This window comes from Mesorhizobium sp. P2_H9 (assembly GCF_056403215.1).
This window is the reverse complement of the sequence record NZ_JBFUFX010000011.1, coordinates 210,187-225,209: the sequence shown is the minus strand read 5'-3', so window position 1 is coordinate 225,209 and position 15,023 is coordinate 210,187. Positions and strand designations below refer to the sequence as shown.

General features: G+C 61.7%; 28 protein-coding genes. All 28 read left to right on the top strand.

Annotated elements, in window-relative coordinates:
• A partial coding sequence (locus tag AC1DXN_RS22285; protein ID WP_477246636.1) for an EF-Tu C-terminal domain-related protein occupies positions 1 to 256 on the top strand: 256 nt, incomplete at its 5' end.
• A gap of 69 nt (positions 257 to 325) precedes the next feature.
• A complete protein-coding gene (rpsJ, locus tag AC1DXN_RS22280) occupies positions 326 to 634 on the top strand; it encodes a 30S ribosomal protein S10 (RefSeq protein ID WP_010909272.1) in 309 nt (102 codons plus the stop codon).
• Between the two features lie 63 nt (positions 635 to 697).
• Complete coding sequence (rplC, locus tag AC1DXN_RS22275; protein WP_477246637.1) at positions 698 to 1,411, top strand: 50S ribosomal protein L3; 714 nt, start codon at positions 698 to 700, stop codon at positions 1,409 to 1,411.
• Positions 1,411 to 2,031, top strand: coding sequence for a 50S ribosomal protein L4 (gene rplD, locus AC1DXN_RS22270; protein ID WP_477246638.1), 621 nt, complete (start codon positions 1,411 to 1,413; stop codon positions 2,029 to 2,031). Before rplC ends, rplD begins: the two co-directional genes overlap by 1 nt.
• The gene (locus AC1DXN_RS22265) at positions 2,028 to 2,321 is read left to right on the top strand and encodes a 50S ribosomal protein L23 (protein ID WP_023757976.1); all 294 of its coding nucleotides are present in this window, start codon (positions 2,028 to 2,030) and stop codon (positions 2,319 to 2,321) included. The genes rplD and AC1DXN_RS22265 overlap by 4 nt, the downstream gene beginning before the upstream one ends.
• Before the next feature lie 22 nt (positions 2,322 to 2,343).
• Positions 2,344 to 3,177 carry a 50S ribosomal protein L2 gene (gene rplB, locus AC1DXN_RS22260; protein ID WP_477246642.1) on the top strand — a complete coding sequence of 278 codons (834 nt, stop codon included), beginning with the start codon at positions 2,344 to 2,346 and terminating at the stop codon, positions 3,175 to 3,177.
• A gap of 16 nt (positions 3,178 to 3,193) precedes the next feature.
• Positions 3,194 to 3,472, top strand: coding sequence for a 30S ribosomal protein S19 (gene rpsS / locus AC1DXN_RS22255; RefSeq protein ID WP_006205463.1), 279 nt, complete (start codon positions 3,194 to 3,196; stop codon positions 3,470 to 3,472).
• Positions 3,473 to 3,474: 2 nt separating this feature from the next.
• Entirely contained in the window at positions 3,475 to 3,864 is a 390-nt protein-coding gene (rplV, locus tag AC1DXN_RS22250; protein ID WP_006205462.1) for a 50S ribosomal protein L22, read from the top strand.
• Entirely contained in the window at positions 3,864 to 4,592 is a 729-nt protein-coding gene (gene rpsC / locus AC1DXN_RS22245) for a 30S ribosomal protein S3 (protein ID WP_258601606.1), read from the top strand. Before rplV ends, rpsC begins: the two co-directional genes overlap by 1 nt.
• 27 nt (positions 4,593 to 4,619) lie before the next feature.
• Complete coding sequence (gene rplP, locus AC1DXN_RS22240; protein WP_006205460.1) at positions 4,620 to 5,033, top strand: 50S ribosomal protein L16; 414 nt, start codon at positions 4,620 to 4,622, stop codon at positions 5,031 to 5,033.
• A gap of 13 nt (positions 5,034 to 5,046) precedes the next feature.
• Positions 5,047 to 5,247 carry a 50S ribosomal protein L29 gene (gene rpmC / locus AC1DXN_RS22235; protein ID WP_006205459.1) on the top strand — a complete coding sequence of 67 codons (201 nt, stop codon included), beginning with the start codon at positions 5,047 to 5,049 and terminating at the stop codon, positions 5,245 to 5,247.
• A gap of 11 nt (positions 5,248 to 5,258) precedes the next feature.
• Complete coding sequence (rpsQ, locus tag AC1DXN_RS22230) at positions 5,259 to 5,498, top strand: 30S ribosomal protein S17 (protein WP_010909280.1); 240 nt, start codon at positions 5,259 to 5,261, stop codon at positions 5,496 to 5,498.
• Positions 5,499 to 5,570: 72 nt separating this feature from the next.
• The gene (rplN, locus tag AC1DXN_RS22225; RefSeq protein WP_006205457.1) at positions 5,571 to 5,939 is read left to right on the top strand and encodes a 50S ribosomal protein L14; all 369 of its coding nucleotides are present in this window, start codon (positions 5,571 to 5,573) and stop codon (positions 5,937 to 5,939) included.
• 12 nt (positions 5,940 to 5,951) lie between these two features.
• The gene (gene rplX / locus AC1DXN_RS22220; RefSeq protein WP_013531428.1) at positions 5,952 to 6,266 is read left to right on the top strand and encodes a 50S ribosomal protein L24; all 315 of its coding nucleotides are present in this window, start codon (positions 5,952 to 5,954) and stop codon (positions 6,264 to 6,266) included.
• Positions 6,259 to 6,858 carry a 50S ribosomal protein L5 gene (gene rplE / locus AC1DXN_RS22215; RefSeq protein ID WP_111548980.1) on the top strand — a complete coding sequence of 200 codons (600 nt, stop codon included), beginning with the start codon at positions 6,259 to 6,261 and terminating at the stop codon, positions 6,856 to 6,858. Before rplX ends, rplE begins: the two co-directional genes overlap by 8 nt.
• 27 nt (positions 6,859 to 6,885) lie before the next feature.
• Positions 6,886 to 7,191 carry a 30S ribosomal protein S14 gene (gene rpsN, locus AC1DXN_RS22210; protein WP_010909282.1) on the top strand — a complete coding sequence of 102 codons (306 nt, stop codon included), beginning with the start codon at positions 6,886 to 6,888 and terminating at the stop codon, positions 7,189 to 7,191.
• A 12-nt stretch (positions 7,192 to 7,203) separates the two neighbouring features.
• On the top strand, positions 7,204 to 7,602 hold the full coding sequence (gene rpsH, locus AC1DXN_RS22205; protein ID WP_477246647.1) for a 30S ribosomal protein S8: 399 nt from the start codon (positions 7,204 to 7,206) through the stop codon (positions 7,600 to 7,602).
• A gap of 89 nt (positions 7,603 to 7,691) precedes the next feature.
• Positions 7,692 to 8,225 carry a 50S ribosomal protein L6 gene (gene rplF / locus AC1DXN_RS22200; RefSeq protein ID WP_477246649.1) on the top strand — a complete coding sequence of 178 codons (534 nt, stop codon included), beginning with the start codon at positions 7,692 to 7,694 and terminating at the stop codon, positions 8,223 to 8,225.
• An 87-nt stretch (positions 8,226 to 8,312) separates the two neighbouring features.
• Complete coding sequence (gene rplR / locus AC1DXN_RS22195; RefSeq protein WP_477246650.1) at positions 8,313 to 8,672, top strand: 50S ribosomal protein L18; 360 nt, start codon at positions 8,313 to 8,315, stop codon at positions 8,670 to 8,672.
• Between the two features lie 79 nt (positions 8,673 to 8,751).
• Positions 8,752 to 9,315: a 30S ribosomal protein S5 gene (rpsE, locus tag AC1DXN_RS22190; protein WP_006333394.1), complete on the top strand. Its 564-nt coding sequence runs from the start codon at positions 8,752 to 8,754 to the stop codon at positions 9,313 to 9,315.
• Between the two features lie 25 nt (positions 9,316 to 9,340).
• Positions 9,341 to 9,538 (top strand): 50S ribosomal protein L30, encoded by a 198-nt coding sequence (rpmD, locus tag AC1DXN_RS22185; protein ID WP_023736690.1) that lies wholly within the window; start codon positions 9,341 to 9,343, stop codon positions 9,536 to 9,538.
• Between the two features lie 22 nt (positions 9,539 to 9,560).
• A complete protein-coding gene (gene rplO / locus AC1DXN_RS22180; RefSeq protein ID WP_477275969.1) occupies positions 9,561 to 10,034 on the top strand; it encodes a 50S ribosomal protein L15 in 474 nt (157 codons plus the stop codon).
• Between the two features lie 191 nt (positions 10,035 to 10,225).
• On the top strand, positions 10,226 to 11,566 hold the full coding sequence (gene secY / locus AC1DXN_RS22175; RefSeq protein ID WP_477246654.1) for a preprotein translocase subunit SecY: 1,341 nt from the start codon (positions 10,226 to 10,228) through the stop codon (positions 11,564 to 11,566).
• A complete protein-coding gene (locus tag AC1DXN_RS22170; RefSeq protein WP_477275971.1) occupies positions 11,563 to 12,159 on the top strand; it encodes an adenylate kinase in 597 nt (198 codons plus the stop codon). The genes secY and AC1DXN_RS22170 overlap by 4 nt, the downstream gene beginning before the upstream one ends.
• A 208-nt stretch (positions 12,160 to 12,367) precedes the next feature.
• Complete coding sequence (gene rpsM, locus AC1DXN_RS22165; protein ID WP_006205445.1) at positions 12,368 to 12,736, top strand: 30S ribosomal protein S13; 369 nt, start codon at positions 12,368 to 12,370, stop codon at positions 12,734 to 12,736.
• Positions 12,737 to 12,861: 125 nt separating this feature from the next.
• The gene (gene rpsK / locus AC1DXN_RS22160; protein ID WP_006205444.1) at positions 12,862 to 13,251 is read left to right on the top strand and encodes a 30S ribosomal protein S11; all 390 of its coding nucleotides are present in this window, start codon (positions 12,862 to 12,864) and stop codon (positions 13,249 to 13,251) included.
• A gap of 105 nt (positions 13,252 to 13,356) precedes the next feature.
• Entirely contained in the window at positions 13,357 to 14,367 is a 1,011-nt protein-coding gene (locus AC1DXN_RS22155) for a DNA-directed RNA polymerase subunit alpha (RefSeq protein ID WP_013531438.1), read from the top strand.
• A gap of 104 nt (positions 14,368 to 14,471) precedes the next feature.
• Positions 14,472 to 14,903 carry a 50S ribosomal protein L17 gene (gene rplQ, locus AC1DXN_RS22150; RefSeq protein WP_477275973.1) on the top strand — a complete coding sequence of 144 codons (432 nt, stop codon included), beginning with the start codon at positions 14,472 to 14,474 and terminating at the stop codon, positions 14,901 to 14,903.
• Positions 14,904 to 15,023: the final 120 nt, after the last annotated feature.

The window sequence follows — 15,023 nt, the reverse complement described above, 5'->3', positions numbered from 1 at the left end:
CATCCTGACCAAGGACGAAGGTGGCCGTCACACGCCGTTCTTCACCAACTACCGTCCGCAGTTCTATTTCCGCACGACGGACGTGACCGGTATCGTGTCGCTGCCGGAAGGCACCGAGATGGTGATGCCGGGCGACAACATCACGGTCGATGTCGAGCTGATCGTGCCGATCGCCATGGAAGAGAAGCTGCGCTTCGCCATCCGTGAAGGCGGCCGCACCGTCGGTGCCGGCATCGTCGTCACCATCAAAGAGTAACTTGGACTTAAACCGATCTGTCGCGGGCGCAGGATATGCCCGCGCCGCGCCAGAACAAGGAAGTGACGCATGAACGGACAGAATATCCGCATCCGCCTGAAGGCGTTTGATCACCGCGTGCTCGACGCCTCGACGAAGGAAATCGTGTCGACGGCCAAGCGCACCGGTGCCAACGTCCGCGGCCCCATTCCGCTGCCGACGCGGATCGAAAAGTTCACGGTCAACCGGTCGCCTCACGTCGACAAGAAGAGCCGCGAGCAGTTCGAGATGCGCACGCACAAGCGTCTGCTCGACATCGTCGATCCGACCCCGCAGACGGTCGATGCTTTGATGAAGCTCGATCTGGCCGCCGGTGTCGACGTCGAGATCAAGCTCTAAGGAACGAGAGCGAGCGAGGAAGGGGCGGTGCCCCTGGCCCGGAACTCTAAAGGAATTGAACCGATGCGTTCAGGTGTGATTGCAAAGAAGGTGGGAATGACCCGCATCTACAACGATGCCGGGGAACATGTTCCCGTCACCGTTCTCCAGATGGAGAACTGCCAGGTCGTGGCGCAGCGCACGCAGGAGAAGAACGGCTATACCGCCGTCCAGCTCGGCGTTGGCCTTGCCAAGGTGAAGAACACGTCGAAGGCGATGCGCGGCCATTTCGCGACCGCTTCCGTCGAGCCCAAGGCCAAGGTTGCCGAGTTTCGCGTCTCGGCCGACAACATGATCGATGTCGGCGCCGAGATCACCGTCGAGCATTACGTTGCCGGCCAGAAGGTCGATGTGACGGGCACGACGATCGGCAAGGGTTTCCAGGGCGTCATCAAACGCCACCACATGGGTGGTGGCCGCGCGACGCACGGTAACTCGGTTTCTCACCGTACGCACGGTTCGACTGGCCAGCGCCAGGATCCGGGCAAGGTGTTCAAGGGCAAGCATATGGCTGGCCACATGGGCGACACCCGCGTCACCACGCAGAATGTCGAGATCGTTTCGACCGATGCCGATCGCGGCCTGATCCTGATCCGCGGTGCGGTTCCCGGTTCGAAGGGCGCCTGGATCCTGGTCCGCGACGCCGCCAAGGTGGCGTTGCCGGCCAATGCGCCGAAGCCTGCCGCAATCCGTGCTGTCGCCAAGAACGATGCCCCGGCCACAGAGGGAGCGGAATAATGGACATCAAGATCACAACGCTGGGCGGCAAGGACGCCGGCAAGGTGAAACTCTCCGAGGAGATTTTCGGCCTTGATCCGCGCGAAGACATCCTGCAGCGCGTCGTGCGCTGGCAGCTCGCCAAGAAGCAGCAGGGCACGCACAAGGCCAAGGGTCGCGCCGAGATCGCGCGCACCGGCGCCAAGATGTACAAGCAGAAGGGTACGGGCCGCGCCCGTCACCATTCGGCACGCGCTCCGCAGTTCCGCGGCGGCGGCAAGGCTCACGGCCCGGTCGTTCGCAGCCACGAGCACGATCTGCCGAAGAAGGTCCGCGCACTCGGCCTCAAGCATGCTCTCTCGGCCAAGGCCAAGAGCGCGTCGATCATCATCATCGACGAGCTGAAGCTGACCGAGGCCAAGACGAAGGCGCTGATCGCGAATTTCGCGACGCTGGGCCTGACCAACGCTTTGCTGATCGGCGGTGCCGAGCTTGACAAGAACTTCAAGCTGGCAGCGACGAACATCCCGAACATCGACGTGCTGCCCATCCAGGGCATCAACGTCTACGACATTCTGCGCCGCGGCACGCTGGTCCTTTCGAAGGCCGCCGTCGAGGCTCTCGAGGAGCGCTTCAAATGACCGACCTTCGTCACTACGACGTGATCGTCTCGCCGGCGATCACCGAAAAGTCGACCATGGCCTCCGAGCAGAACCAGGTCGTCTTCAACGTCGCCAAGAAGGCGTCGAAGCCGGAAATCAAGGCCGCCGTCGAAGCGCTGTTCGGCGTCAAGGTGATGGCCGTGAACACGCTTGTCCGCAAGGGCAAGATCAAGCGCTTCCGTGGCACGGTTGGCCGCCAGAGCGACGTCAAGAAGGCGATTGTGACGCTGGCCGATGGCCAGTCGATCGACGTCGCGACGGGTCTCTGAGCAAGGCCGCGAGGACAGAAACATGGCACTGAAAAAATTCAACCCGGTAACGCCGAGCACCCGCCAGTTGGTCATCGTCGACCGCTCGGGCCTCTACAAGGGCAAGCCCGTCAAGGGCCTGACCGAAGGCCTGACCAAGTCGGGCGGCCGCAACAATTACGGTCGCATCACGGCTCGCTTCATCGGCGGCGGTCACAAGCGTTCGTACCGCATCATCGACTTCAAGCGCCGCAAGTTCGACGTCGTCGGCACGGTCGAGCGCATTGAATACGATCCGAACCGCACCGCTTTCATCGCGCTGATCAAGTATGACGATGGCGAGCTGTCCTACATCATCGCTCCGCAGCGTCTGGCTCCCGGCGACAAGATCATTGCCGGTGAATCGGTCGACGTGAAGCCGGGCAATGCGATGCCGCTGGCCTCGATGCCGGTCGGCACGATCGTCCACAACATCGAGCTGAAGCCCGGTAAGGGCGCTCAGGTCGCTCGTTCGGCCGGCGGCTACGGCCAGCTGGTCGGTCGCGACCAGGGCATGGCGATCCTTCGTCTCAACTCGGGCGAACAGCGTGTCGTGCACGGTTCGTGCATGGCCACTGTCGGCGCCGTGTCCAATCCGGACCACGGCAACATCAATGACGGCAAGGCCGGTCGCACCGTCTGGCGTGGCAAGCGCCCGCACAATCGCGGCGTGACCATGAACCCGGTCGACCATCCGCATGGCGGCGGCGAAGGCCGCACTTCGGGTGGCCGCCATCCGGTTTCGCCCTGGGGCAAGCCGACCAAGGGCAAGAAGACGCGGTCCAACAAGGCGACCGACAAGTTCATCCTGCGCTCGCGCCATCAGCGCAAGAGCTAAGAAGAGGTAACGCCAAGTGACTCGTTCGATTTGGAAAGGCCCCTTCATTGACGGCTACCTTCTCAAGAAGGTGGACAAGGTTCGTGAAGGTGGTCGCAATGAGGTGATCAAGATGTGGAGCCGTCGCTCCACCATCCTGCCGCAGTTCGTCGGCTTCACCTTCGGTGTCTACAACGGCCAGAAGCATGTTCCCGTTTCGGTGAACGAGGACATGGTCGGTCACAAGTTCGGTGAATTCGCTCCGACCCGGACCTATTACGGTCACGGCGCGGATAAGAAGGCGAAGAGGAAATAATCATGGGCAAGGCCAAAGCTCCGCGCAGGCTTGCTGACAACGAAGCGCGCGCCGTATTGCGCACGATCCGTATCAGCCCGCAGAAGCTGAACCTCGTTGCCGCGCTGATCCGCGGCAAGAAGGTCGCGACAGCGCTTTCCGATCTCGAATTCTCGGCCAAGCGGATTTCCGGCACGGTCAAGAAGACGCTGGAATCGGCGATCGCCAACGCGGAAAACAACCACGACCTCGACGTCGATGCACTGATCGTGGCGGAAGCCTATGTCGGCAAGTCGATCGTCATGAAGCGGTTCCATGCCCGTGGCCGTGGTCGCGCCAGCCGTATCGAGAAGCCGTTCTCGCACCTCACGATCGTCGTTCGTGAAGTCGAAGAAAAAGGGGAGGCCGCATAATGGGCCAGAAAGTCAATCCGATCGGTCTGCGCCTCGGCATCAACCGCACCTGGGATTCGCGCTGGTTCGCGAACACCGGCGAGTACGGCAAGCTGCTGCATGAGGACATCAAGATCCGCAAGTATCTCGAGAAGGAGCTCAAGCAGGCTGCCATCTCGAAGGTCGTGATCGAGCGTCCGCACAAGAAGTGCCGCGTCACCATCCATGCGGCGCGCCCGGGTCTGATCATCGGCAAGAAGGGCGCCGACATCGAGAAGCTTCGCAAGAAGCTGATGGAGATGACGAAGTCCGAGACGCACCTCAACATCGTTGAAGTGCGCAAGCCCGAGATCGACGCGACCCTCGTCGCCCAGTCGATCGCCCAGCAGCTCGAGCGCCGTATCGCGTTCCGTCGTGCCATGAAGCGTGCCGTTCAGTCGGCGATGCGTCTCGGTGCCGAAGGCATCCGCATCAACTGCGCCGGCCGTCTCGGCGGCGCCGAGATTGCGCGCATGGAATGGTACCGCGAAGGCCGCGTGCCGCTGCATACGCTGCGCGCCGATGTCGACTACGGCACGGCCGAGGCGCACACGGCTTACGGCATCTGCGGCGTCAAGGTCTGGGTGTTCAAGGGCGAAATCCTCGAGCACGACCCGATGGCTTCGGAACGTCGCGCGACCGAGGGCGATCATGCGCATGGCGGTGGTGGTGGTGAGCGCGAACGCGGTCGCCGTCGCGAAAACGCCTAAGACAGTTGAGAATTTGGAGTTAGAACGATGCTGCAGCCAAAGCGCACAAAGTTCCGCAAGCAGTTCAAGGGCCGCATCCACGGTACCGCCAAGGGCGGCACCAACCTGGATTTCGGCGGTTTCGGGCTGAAGGCGCTTGAGCCGAACCGCGTCACCGCGCGCGAGATCGAGGCGGCCCGCCGCGCGATCACTCGTGAGATGAAGCGTGCCGGCCGCGTGTGGATCCGTATTTTCCCGGATGTGCCGGTGACCTCGAAGCCGACCGAAGTCCGCATGGGCAAGGGCAAGGGCGCGGTCGATTACTGGGCAGCTCGCGTCAAGCCGGGCCGCATCATGTTCGAGATCGACGGCGTCAACGAAGAAACCGCCCGTGAGGCGCTGCGTCTCGGCGCGGCCAAGCTCTCGGTCAGGACGCGCTTCGTACAGCGCATCGCAGAATAAGGACGGGCTGATCATGAAAGCCGAAGATATCCGGACCAAGACCCAGGACCAGCTGACCGACGACCTGGCCAGCCTGAAGAAGGAGCAGTTCAACCTGCGCTTCCAGAAGGCCACCGGCCAGCTCGAGAAGACCGCGCGCGTGAGACAGGTCCGTAAGGACATTGCGCGTATCAAGACCATCGCTGCGGAAAAGTCCGCGGCTAAGAAGGCTTAAGGACGAAAACCATGCCAAAGCGCATTCTGCAGGGCACCGTCGTCAGCGACAAGAACGAGAAGACGGTTGTCGTCAAGGTCGAACGGCGCTTCACGCATCCCGTGATGAAGAAGACCGTGCGCATGACCAAGAAGTACAAGGCGCACGACGAGAACAACGCCCACAAGGTTGGCGATCAGGTGTTCATCCAGGAATCGAAGCCGATTTCCAAGGACAAGCGCTGGATCGTCGTATCTTCGGATCAGGCGTAAACAAACGAATTTTGGACAGACCGGGGAGGGGCTTTGAGCCCATCCCGTTAGAAGAGAAGAAGGCGGCCAGTCATGATTCAGATGCAAACAAACCTCGACGTCGCGGATAATTCCGGCGCCCGTCGTGTCATGTGCATCAAGGTGCTGGGCGGCTCGAAGCGGAAATACGCTTCCGTAGGCGACATCATCGTGGTGTCAATCAAGGAAGCCATTCCGCGCGGCCGCGTCAAGAAGGGCGATGTGATGAAGGCGGTCGTGGTTCGCACGGCCAAGGACATCCGCCGCCCGGACGGCAGCGTGATCCGTTTCGACAAGAACGCAGCCGTTCTCGTCGACAACAAGAAAGAGCCGATCGGCACGCGTATCTTCGGACCGGTTCCGCGCGAACTCCGCGCCAAGAACCACATGAAGATCATCTCGCTCGCGCCTGAAGTGCTGTAAGGAGCCGGACCAATGCAGAAGATTAGAAAAGGCGACAAGGTCGTCGTGCTGGCCGGCAAGGACAAGGGCCGTTCGGGCGAAGTCCTCTCGGTACAGCCGAAGGAAGACACCGCGCTGGTGCGCGGCGTCAACATGATCCGTCGTCACCAGAAGCAGTCCCAGTCCCAAGAGGGCGGGATCATCACCAAGGAAGCGCCGATCCAGCTGTCGAACATCGCGCTGGCCGACCCCAAGGATGGCAAGCCGACCCGCGTCGGCTTCATCTTCCAGAAGGACGGCAAGAAGGTGCGCGTCGCCAAGCGCTCGGGAGAAGTCATCAATGGCTAAGGCTCAAACCACGAAGCCCAAGGCTGAAAGCAAGCAGTCCAAGGCCCAGAACACGCCGCGTCTCAAGCAAGTCTACAACGAGACCATCCGCAAGGCGCTGCAGGAGCAGTTCGGCTACGAGAACGAGATGCAGGTTCCGCGCATCGACAAGATCGTGCTGAACATGGGCGTCGGCGAAGCGACCGGCGATTCGAAGAAGCCTTCGATCGCTGCCGAAGACCTGGCGATGATCGCCGGCCAGAAGGCCGTCGTCACCCGGGCCCGCAATTCGATCGCCGGCTTCAAGGTCCGCGAAAAGATGCCGATCGGCGCCAAGGTCACGCTGCGCAAGGAACGCATGTACGAGTTCCTCGACCGTCTCGTGAACATCGCGCTGCCGCGCGTCCGCGATTTTCGCGGACTGAATCCGAAGAGCTTCGATGGCCGTGGCAACTATGCCATGGGCATCAAGGAACACATCGTGTTTCCGGAGATCAACTACGACAAGGTTGATCAGATCTGGGGCATGGACGTCATCGTTTGTACGACTGCGAAGACGGACGACGAAGCCAGGGCATTGCTCAAGGCCTTCAACTTCCCCTTCCGCCAGTAACGGCAGCGAGAAAAGGAAAAATCTGAAATGGCAAAAACCAGCTCAGTCGAGAAGAACAACAGGCGCCGCAAGCTTGCCGACCAGTACGGTCCCAAGCGCGCTGCCCTCAAGGCGATCATCATGGATCAGTCCAAGCCGATGGAAGAGCGTTTTCGCGCTCAGCTCAAGCTTGCTGCCTTGCCGCGCAACTCGGCCAAGATCCGCATCCGCAACCGCTGCGAAGTTACCGGCCGTCCGCGCGCCTACTATCGCAAGCTCAAAGTATCGCGCATCGCGCTCCGTGATCTCGGCAATAACGGCCAGATTCCGGGCCTGGTCAAGTCGAGCTGGTAAGGAGGACATAACATGTCATTGAGCGATCCTCTCGGCGATATGCTGACCCGCATCCGCAACGCCTATGGCCGCAAGAAGTCGAGCGTTTCGACGCCGGCCTCGCGCCTGCGTACCCGCGTCCTCGACGTGCTGAAGGCTGAAGGCTATATCCGCGATTACAGCCAGACCGACTTCGACAACGGCAAGTCCGAGATCGAAATCGAGCTGAAGTATTTCGACGGTGCGCCGGTCGTGCGCGAAATCTCGCGTGTCTCGAAGCCGGGCCGCCGCGTTTACGTTTCGGCCAAGTCGATCCCGCACGTCGCCAACGGCCTCGGCATCGCCATCCTTTCGACACCGAAGGGCGTGATGGCCGACCACGAAGCGCGCGAACAGAATGTCGGCGGCGAGATCCTCTGCCAGATCTTCTGATCTGGCAGCTGACCGCAAAGTGGAATCCGGTCTTCGGATCGTTTCCGAAGACAGAGACCTGAAACAAGAGAAGTGACGAGGACAACAAAATGTCTCGTATTGGTAAGAAACCCGTTTCGCTGCCGCAGGGCGTGACCGCGACCGTCAACGGCCAGACCGTGACGGCGAAGGGCCCCAAGGGCGAGCTGAAGTTCGTGGTGAACGACGAAGTGCTGGTCAAGATGGAAGGCAGCGAAATCGCTGTGCAGCCGCGCGACCAGACCAAGACCGCCCGCTCCAAGTGGGGCATGTCGCGCACGCAGATCGTCAACATCCTGCAGGGCGTCAAGGACGGTTTCGAGAAGAAGCTCGAGATCACCGGCGTTGGCTATCGCGCAGCGCTTCAGGGCAAGAACCTGCAGTTGGCGCTCGGCTTCAGCCATGACGTCATCTACCAGACGCCGCAGGGCATCACGATCACCGTGCCTAAGCCGACCGAAATCACCGTGGCCGGCATCGACAAGCAGCAGGTCGGCCAGGTTGCCGCCGAGATCCGCGAATACCGCGGTCCCGAGCCTTACAAGGGCAAGGGCGTCCGTTACGCTGGCGAGAAGATCGTCCGCAAGGAAGGCAAGAAGAAGTAATTGTAACGCCGCGGGGAGCGGTCGCGGGAGGCGCTTTCGCCTACCGCATATGGCGGTCCCCGTTTTTTGAAGGCAGGGAAGACTATCATGGCTAACAAAGAATCCATCCAGCGCCGCGCGCAGCGCGTCCGCCGTCAGATCAAGAAGGTCGCCGGCGACCGTCCGCGCCTGTCGGTCCATCGCACGTCGAAGAACATCTACGTGCAGGTCATCGACGACGCCAAGGGCCACACCATCGTTGCCGCCTCGACGCTCGAGAAGGACCTCAAGGGTTCACTCAAGACCGGCGCCGACACCGCGGCTGCCGCTGCGATTGGCAAGCTGATCGCCGAGCGGGCTGCGAAGGCCGGCGTCAAGGAAGTCGTTTTCGACCGCGGCGCCTATATCTATCACGGCCGCGTCAAGGCGCTGGCCGAGGCTGCCCGTGAAGGTGGCCTGAGCTTCTAATTTTCGCCCCCGGCGACCCATAGAGGCGCGCCGGATCTTATCATCAACCGTGCTTCCGGAAAAAAACAAGGAACAGGATATGGCACAGGAACGTAGGGATGGCGGCCGCGGCCGTGATCGCGAAGAGCGCGACGATGGCATGGTGGACAAGCTCGTCCACATCAACCGCGTCGCCAAGGTCGTCAAGGGCGGCCGTCGCTTTGGTTTTGCAGCACTCGTCGTCGTCGGCGACCAGAAGGGCCGCGTCGGCTTTGGTCACGGCAAGGCGCGCGAAGTGCCTGAGGCGATCCGCAAGGCAACTGAATCGGCCAAGCGCGACATGATTTTCGTGCCGCTGCGTTCGGGCCGCACGCTGCACCACGACGTCGAAGGACGCTGGGGCGCCGGACGCGTGCTGCTGCGCGCTGCCAAGCAGGGTACCGGCATCATCGCCGGCGGCCCGATGCGCGCTGTCTTCGAGACGCTCGGCATGCATGACGTGGTCGCCAAGTCGATGGGTTCGTCGAACCCGTACAACATGGTTCGCGCCACTTTCGACGCGCTGAAGAGCCAGATGCATCCCAAGGATGTGGCTGCTGCGCGCGGCATCAAGTACTCGACCCTTCAGGCCCGCCGCGGCACCGCCGTTGCGGCTGAAGAATAGTCGACGCTGACCAGGGATTTTGACCATGGCCAAGAAAGCAACCAAGACCGTCACCGTTGAGCAGATCGGTTCGCCGATCCGCCGGCCGAAGGAGCAGCGCGCAACGCTGGTCGGCCTCGGCCTCAACAAGATGCACAAGCAGCGCACGCTGGAGGATACTCCTTCCGTGCGCGGCATGATCGCTGCCGTCCAGCATCTCGTCCGCGTCGTGGACGAGGGCTGAACAGAAGCGCAGGAGAACCCAGATGAAACTCAACGATCTGCGTGACAAGGACGGCGCGACGCACTCCAAGAAGCGTCTCGGCCGCGGCATCGGTTCCGGCTCGGGGAAGACCGCCGGTCGCGGCGTCAAGGGCCAGAAGGCGCGCTCCGGCGTTGCCATCAACGGCTTCGAGGGTGGCCAGATGCCGCTCTACAGGCGTCTGCCGAAGCGTGGCTTCAACAACATCTTTGCGAAGAGCTTCACGGTCGTGTCGCTGGCTCGCATCCAGGTTGCGCTCGACGCCAACAAGCTCGATGCCAAGGCGACCGTGACGGCTGAAGCGCTGGTCGCTGCCGGCGTTATCCGCCGCGTCAAGGACGGCGTGCGCATCCTCTCCGACGGCGAGATCAAGGCGAAGCTCGCCTTCGACGTTGCCGGCGCCTCCAAGGCCGCGATCGAGAAGATCGAAAAGGCTGGCGGTTCGGTGAAGCTGCCGGAAAAGGCAGCCGCCGAGTAACGACAATTTGAAGCGCGATCAGCAAGGATGTTTATCGTTTTTGCCTTCGATCGCACTTTGATCCAAGCAATATGGCGGCCGCGTCAACGCGGCCGCTTGCATGTTTACAGTCCGGAGCTTATCTCGTGAGCTTCGGTGACACGCGCCGCCTGAGCTGCGGGCATCGAGCGTGACCAAGCGGAGAATCAGGCATGGCTTCGGCTGCTGAACAACTAGCCTCGAATCTGAATTTCTCGGCCTTCGCCAAGGCGGAGGACCTGAAGAAGCGCATCTGGTTCACCATCGGCGCGCTGCTCGTCTATCGTCTCGGCACCTATATTCCGCTGCCCGGCATCAATCCCGACGCTTTTGCCCAGGCCTTCTCGTCGCAGAGCAAGGGCGTGCTTGGCATGTTCAACATGTTCGCCGGCGGCGCCGTGCAGCGCATGGCGATCTTTGCGCTCGGCATCATGCCCTACATCTCCGCCTCCATCATCATGCAGCTGATGACTTCGGTCATCCCGTCGCTGGAAGCGCTGAAGAAGGAAGGCGAGCAGGGCCGCAAGATCATCAACCAGTACACGCGCTACGGCACCGTGCTGCTGGCGCTGGTGCAGGCCTATGGCATTTCGGTCGGTCTGGAAGGCGGCAACGGCATCGTCAACGATCCCGGCGTGTTCTTCCGCATTTCGACCGTCGTGACGCTGGTTGGCGGCACCATGTTCCTGATGTGGCTGGGCGAGCAGATCACCGCGCGCGGCATCGGCAACGGCATTTCGCTGATCATCTTCTCCGGCATCGTCGCCGGCCTGCCGCGGGCTATCTCCGGCACGCTGGAGCTTGGTCGCACCGGCGCGCTGTCGACGGGCCTGATTCTCGCGATCATCGTGCTGGCGATCGTCGTTATCGCGCTCATCGTGTTCTTCGAGCGCGCCCAGCGCCGCCTGCTGATCCAGTATCCGAAGCGCCAGGTCGGCAACCGCATGTTCCAGGGCGATACCTCGCATCTGCCGCTGAAGCTCAACACCTCGGGCGTCATTCCGCCGATCTTCGCCTCGTCGCTGCTGTTGCTGCCGGCAACCGTCGCCGGCTTCTCGCAGACGACAAACATGCCGGCCTGGGCAAGCACCATCCTGGCTTCGCTCGGCCATGGCCAGCCGCTCTACATGGCGTTCTATGCGGCGATGATCGTGTTCTTCGCCTTCTTCTACACGGCAATCGTCTTCAACCCGAAGGACACGGCAGATCAGCTCAAGAAGCATTCCGGCTTCATCCCGGGCTACCGGCCGGGCGAGCGCACCGCGGACTACATCGATTACGTTCTCACCCGCATCACTGTCGTCGGCGCCGTCTATCTGGTGCTGGTGTGTCTGTTGCCCGAGTTCCTGATTTCAGCGACTGGCGTACCATTCTACCTTGGTGGCACTTCGCTTCTGATCGTGGTCAGTGTAACGCTCGATACGGTGGCGCAGATTCAGGGTCACCTGATCGCCCATCAGTATGAGGGCCTGATCAAGAAGTCGAAGCTGCGCGGGGGGAAGAAAGCCAGATGAGGTTGATATTGCTTGGGCCGCCGGGGGCGGGCAAGGGGACGCAAGCACAGAGACTGGTAGATAAACACGGCATACCCCAGCTTTCCACGGGTGACATGCTGCGTGCTGCCGTCCAGGCCGGCACGGAAGTCGGCAGGCGCGCCAAAGCGGTGATGGATGCCGGCGAACTGGTCTCCGACGCCATCGTCAACGCCATCGTGGCCGAGCGTATCGACCAGGCCGATTGCACAAAAGGTTTCATCCTTGACGGGTACCCGCGCACCCTGGTGCAGGCGGATGCGGTTGAATCGATGCTCGCGGATCGTGGTCAGGCTCTCGACGTCGTCATCGAGCTTGTCGTCGATGACAAGGCGCTGGTTGGTCGTATCGTCAAGCGCGCCGAAGAGGCAAACGCCGCGGGCCAGCCCGTGCGCAAGGACGACAATCCGGTGGTGTTCGAAGAGCGCCTGCGCGAGTATTACAAGAAAACGTCGCCGTTGATCGGCTACTACTACGCCAAGGGCAAGCTCCAGGGCGTGGACGGCATGGCGGACATCGATGCGGTGACCGGGCAGATCGAAGCGGTGCTGACGGCGGCCACACACGGAAAATAAACGATTGCGCTTGACTGGAGCGGTTCGCTGGGGTATGGCGGCCCGTCTTCCTATCAGGCATGAGGCTTGCTTGTCCGCAAGGGCAAGGCAGCCGCTTTGAACTGGAAACTCCCGCATGGGCCGGCCTCCACCGGACGCGGGGCAACTCAGACAGCGCCGGGCCTGCCTTTTTTCAAGGTTGGCCGGCCCACATGGAGAAGAGAAGAATATGGCTCGTATAGCCGGCGTCAACATTCCGACCAACAAGCGCGTCGTCATTGCGCTTCAGTACATTCACGGCATTGGCAAAAAGTTCGCCCAGGAGATCGTCGACAAGGTCGGCATCCCGGCCGAGCGTCGCGTCAACCAGTTGACCGACGCGGAAGTGCTGCAGATCCGCGAGACGATCGACCGCGATTACCAGGTCGAGGGCGACCTGCGCCGCGAAGTGTCGATGAACATCAAGCGGCTCATGGACCTCGGCTGCTACCGCGGCCTGCGTCACCGCCGCTCGCTGCCGGTTCGCGGCCAGCGCACGCATACCAATGCGCGCACCCGCAAGGGCCCGGCCAAGTCGATCGCCGGCAAGAAGAAGTAAGTCAGCGAATAGCGAGTAGCCATTAGCGAGTAGGGGTCCTATTCGCTAATCCCTACTCACTACTCGCTTTCAAAGGTGGAGCCGCTGGCATTACGGCGGTGTAGAGATCAACTGAAAGGACTATCATGGCCAAGGAAGCCGCTCGTGTTCGCCGTCGCGAACGCAAGAACATCTCGTCGGGCGTTGCCCACGTCAATTCGACCTTCAACAACACGATGATCACCATCACCGACGCGCAGGGCAATTCGATTGCCTGGTCGTCGGCCGGTGCCCAGGGCTTCAAGGGTTCGCGCAAGTCGACCCCGTTCGCTGCCCAGATGGCTGCCGAGGACGTTGCCAAGAAGGCCCAGGAACACGGCATGCGCATGCTGGAAGTCGAGGTCTGCGGACCTGGCTCCGGTCGTGAATCGGCGTTGCGCGCCCTGCAGGCGGCCGGCTTCACCATCACCTCGATCCGTGATGTGACGCCGATCCCGCACAATGGCTGCCGCCCGCGCAAGAAGCGCCGCGTCTAAAAAGAATTACCGAACGCCGCGCGAGCGCCCCATGGGCGCTCCTCCACGGCATTCCAGGTCGCCCGCCACGATTGGATGGTGGCGGGTAAACGGAAGGAAAGCATCATGATCCAGAAAAATTGGCAGGAACTGATCAAGCCAAACAAGATCGAATTCTCGTCGAAGAAGAAGACGCTGACCACGCTGGTCGCCGAGCCGCTCGAGCGCGGCTTTGGCCTGACGCTCGGCAACGCGCTGCGCCGCGTGCTCCTGTCTTCGCTGCGTGGCGCGGCTGTGACCGCCGTGCAGATCGACGGCGTCCTGCATGAATTCTCGTCCATCGCCGGCGTGCGCGAGGACGTGACCGACATCGTGCTCAACATCAAGGAAATCGCCATCCGCATGGAAGGCGACGGCCCCAAGCGCATGGTCGTGCGCAAACAGGGACCAGGTGCGGTTCTCGCCGGCGACATCCAGACGGTTGGCGACGTCGAGATTCTCAATCCCGACCACGTCATCTGCACGCTGGATGAAGGCGCTGAAATCCGCATGGAATTCACCGTCGACACCGGCAAGGGCTACGTGCCGGCTGACCGCAACCGCGCCGAAGACGCGCCGATCGGCCTGATTCCGGTCGACAGCCTCTACTCCCCGGTCAAGAAGGTCTCCTACAAGGTCGAGAACACCCGCGAGGGCCAGGTTCTCGACTATGACAAGCTGACCATGACGATCGAGACCGATGGTTCGATCACCGGCGAAGACGCGGTGGCTTTCGCCGCCCGCATCCTGCAGGACCAGCTTGGTCTGTTCGTCAACTTCGACGAGCCGCAGAAGGAAGTCGCTGCCGAGGCCGTCACCGAGCTCGCCTTCAACCCGGCGCTGCTCAAGAAGGTCGACGAGCTCGAGCTTTCGGTGCGTTCGGCCAACTGCCTGAAGAACGACAACATCGTCTATATCGGCGACCTGATCCAGAAGACCGAAGCCGAGATGCTGCGCACCCCGAACTTCGGCCGCAAGTCGCTGAACGAGATCAAGGAAGTTCTCGCGGCGATGGGCCTGCACCTCGGCATGGAAGTGCCGGATTGGCCGCCGGAAAACATCGAAGACCTCGCCAAGCGTTACGAAGACCAATATTGAGCATGAATTCCAAGGATCGGCGGCGTGGGCCGCTCGATCCGACGGTCATGCGGAAAACCATCAGAGGCTTTGGCCTCTTGAGCAACTGAAGAAGGAAAAGAGCCATGCGCCACGGTTTCAAAGGCCGCCGCTTCGCCCGAAGCATTAGCCATCGCAAGTCGATGTTCGCCAACCTCGCCGTGTCGCTGCTCGAGCACGAGCAGATCGTCACCACCCTGCCGAAGGCGAAGGATTTGCGTCCGATCGTCGAGAAGCTGGTGACGCTCGGCAAGCGTGGCGACCTGCACGCCCGCCGCCAGGTCATTGCCCAGATCGGCAATGAAGGCGTCGTCAAGCGTCTGTTCGACACCATCGCGCCGCGCTACGCCAACCGCAACGGCGGCTACCTGCGCATCATGAAGGCGGGCTTCCGCCACGGTGATAATGCAGCCATGGCTGTCATCGAGTTCGTCGACCGCGACACCTCGGCCAAGGGCGCCGGCGACCGCGCTCGCATTGAGGCCGAAGGCGCCGACGAGGAAGCCGCAGCTGCATAAGCTCGTCTATCCCAAGTGTTTCAAAAAGGGGCCTGCGGGCCCCTTTTCCTATTCTGGAAGCAGCAATGGGCGGCCGTGCCGAATTCGCGGTCCAAACCGTAGAGTTTTAGCCAAAATAAT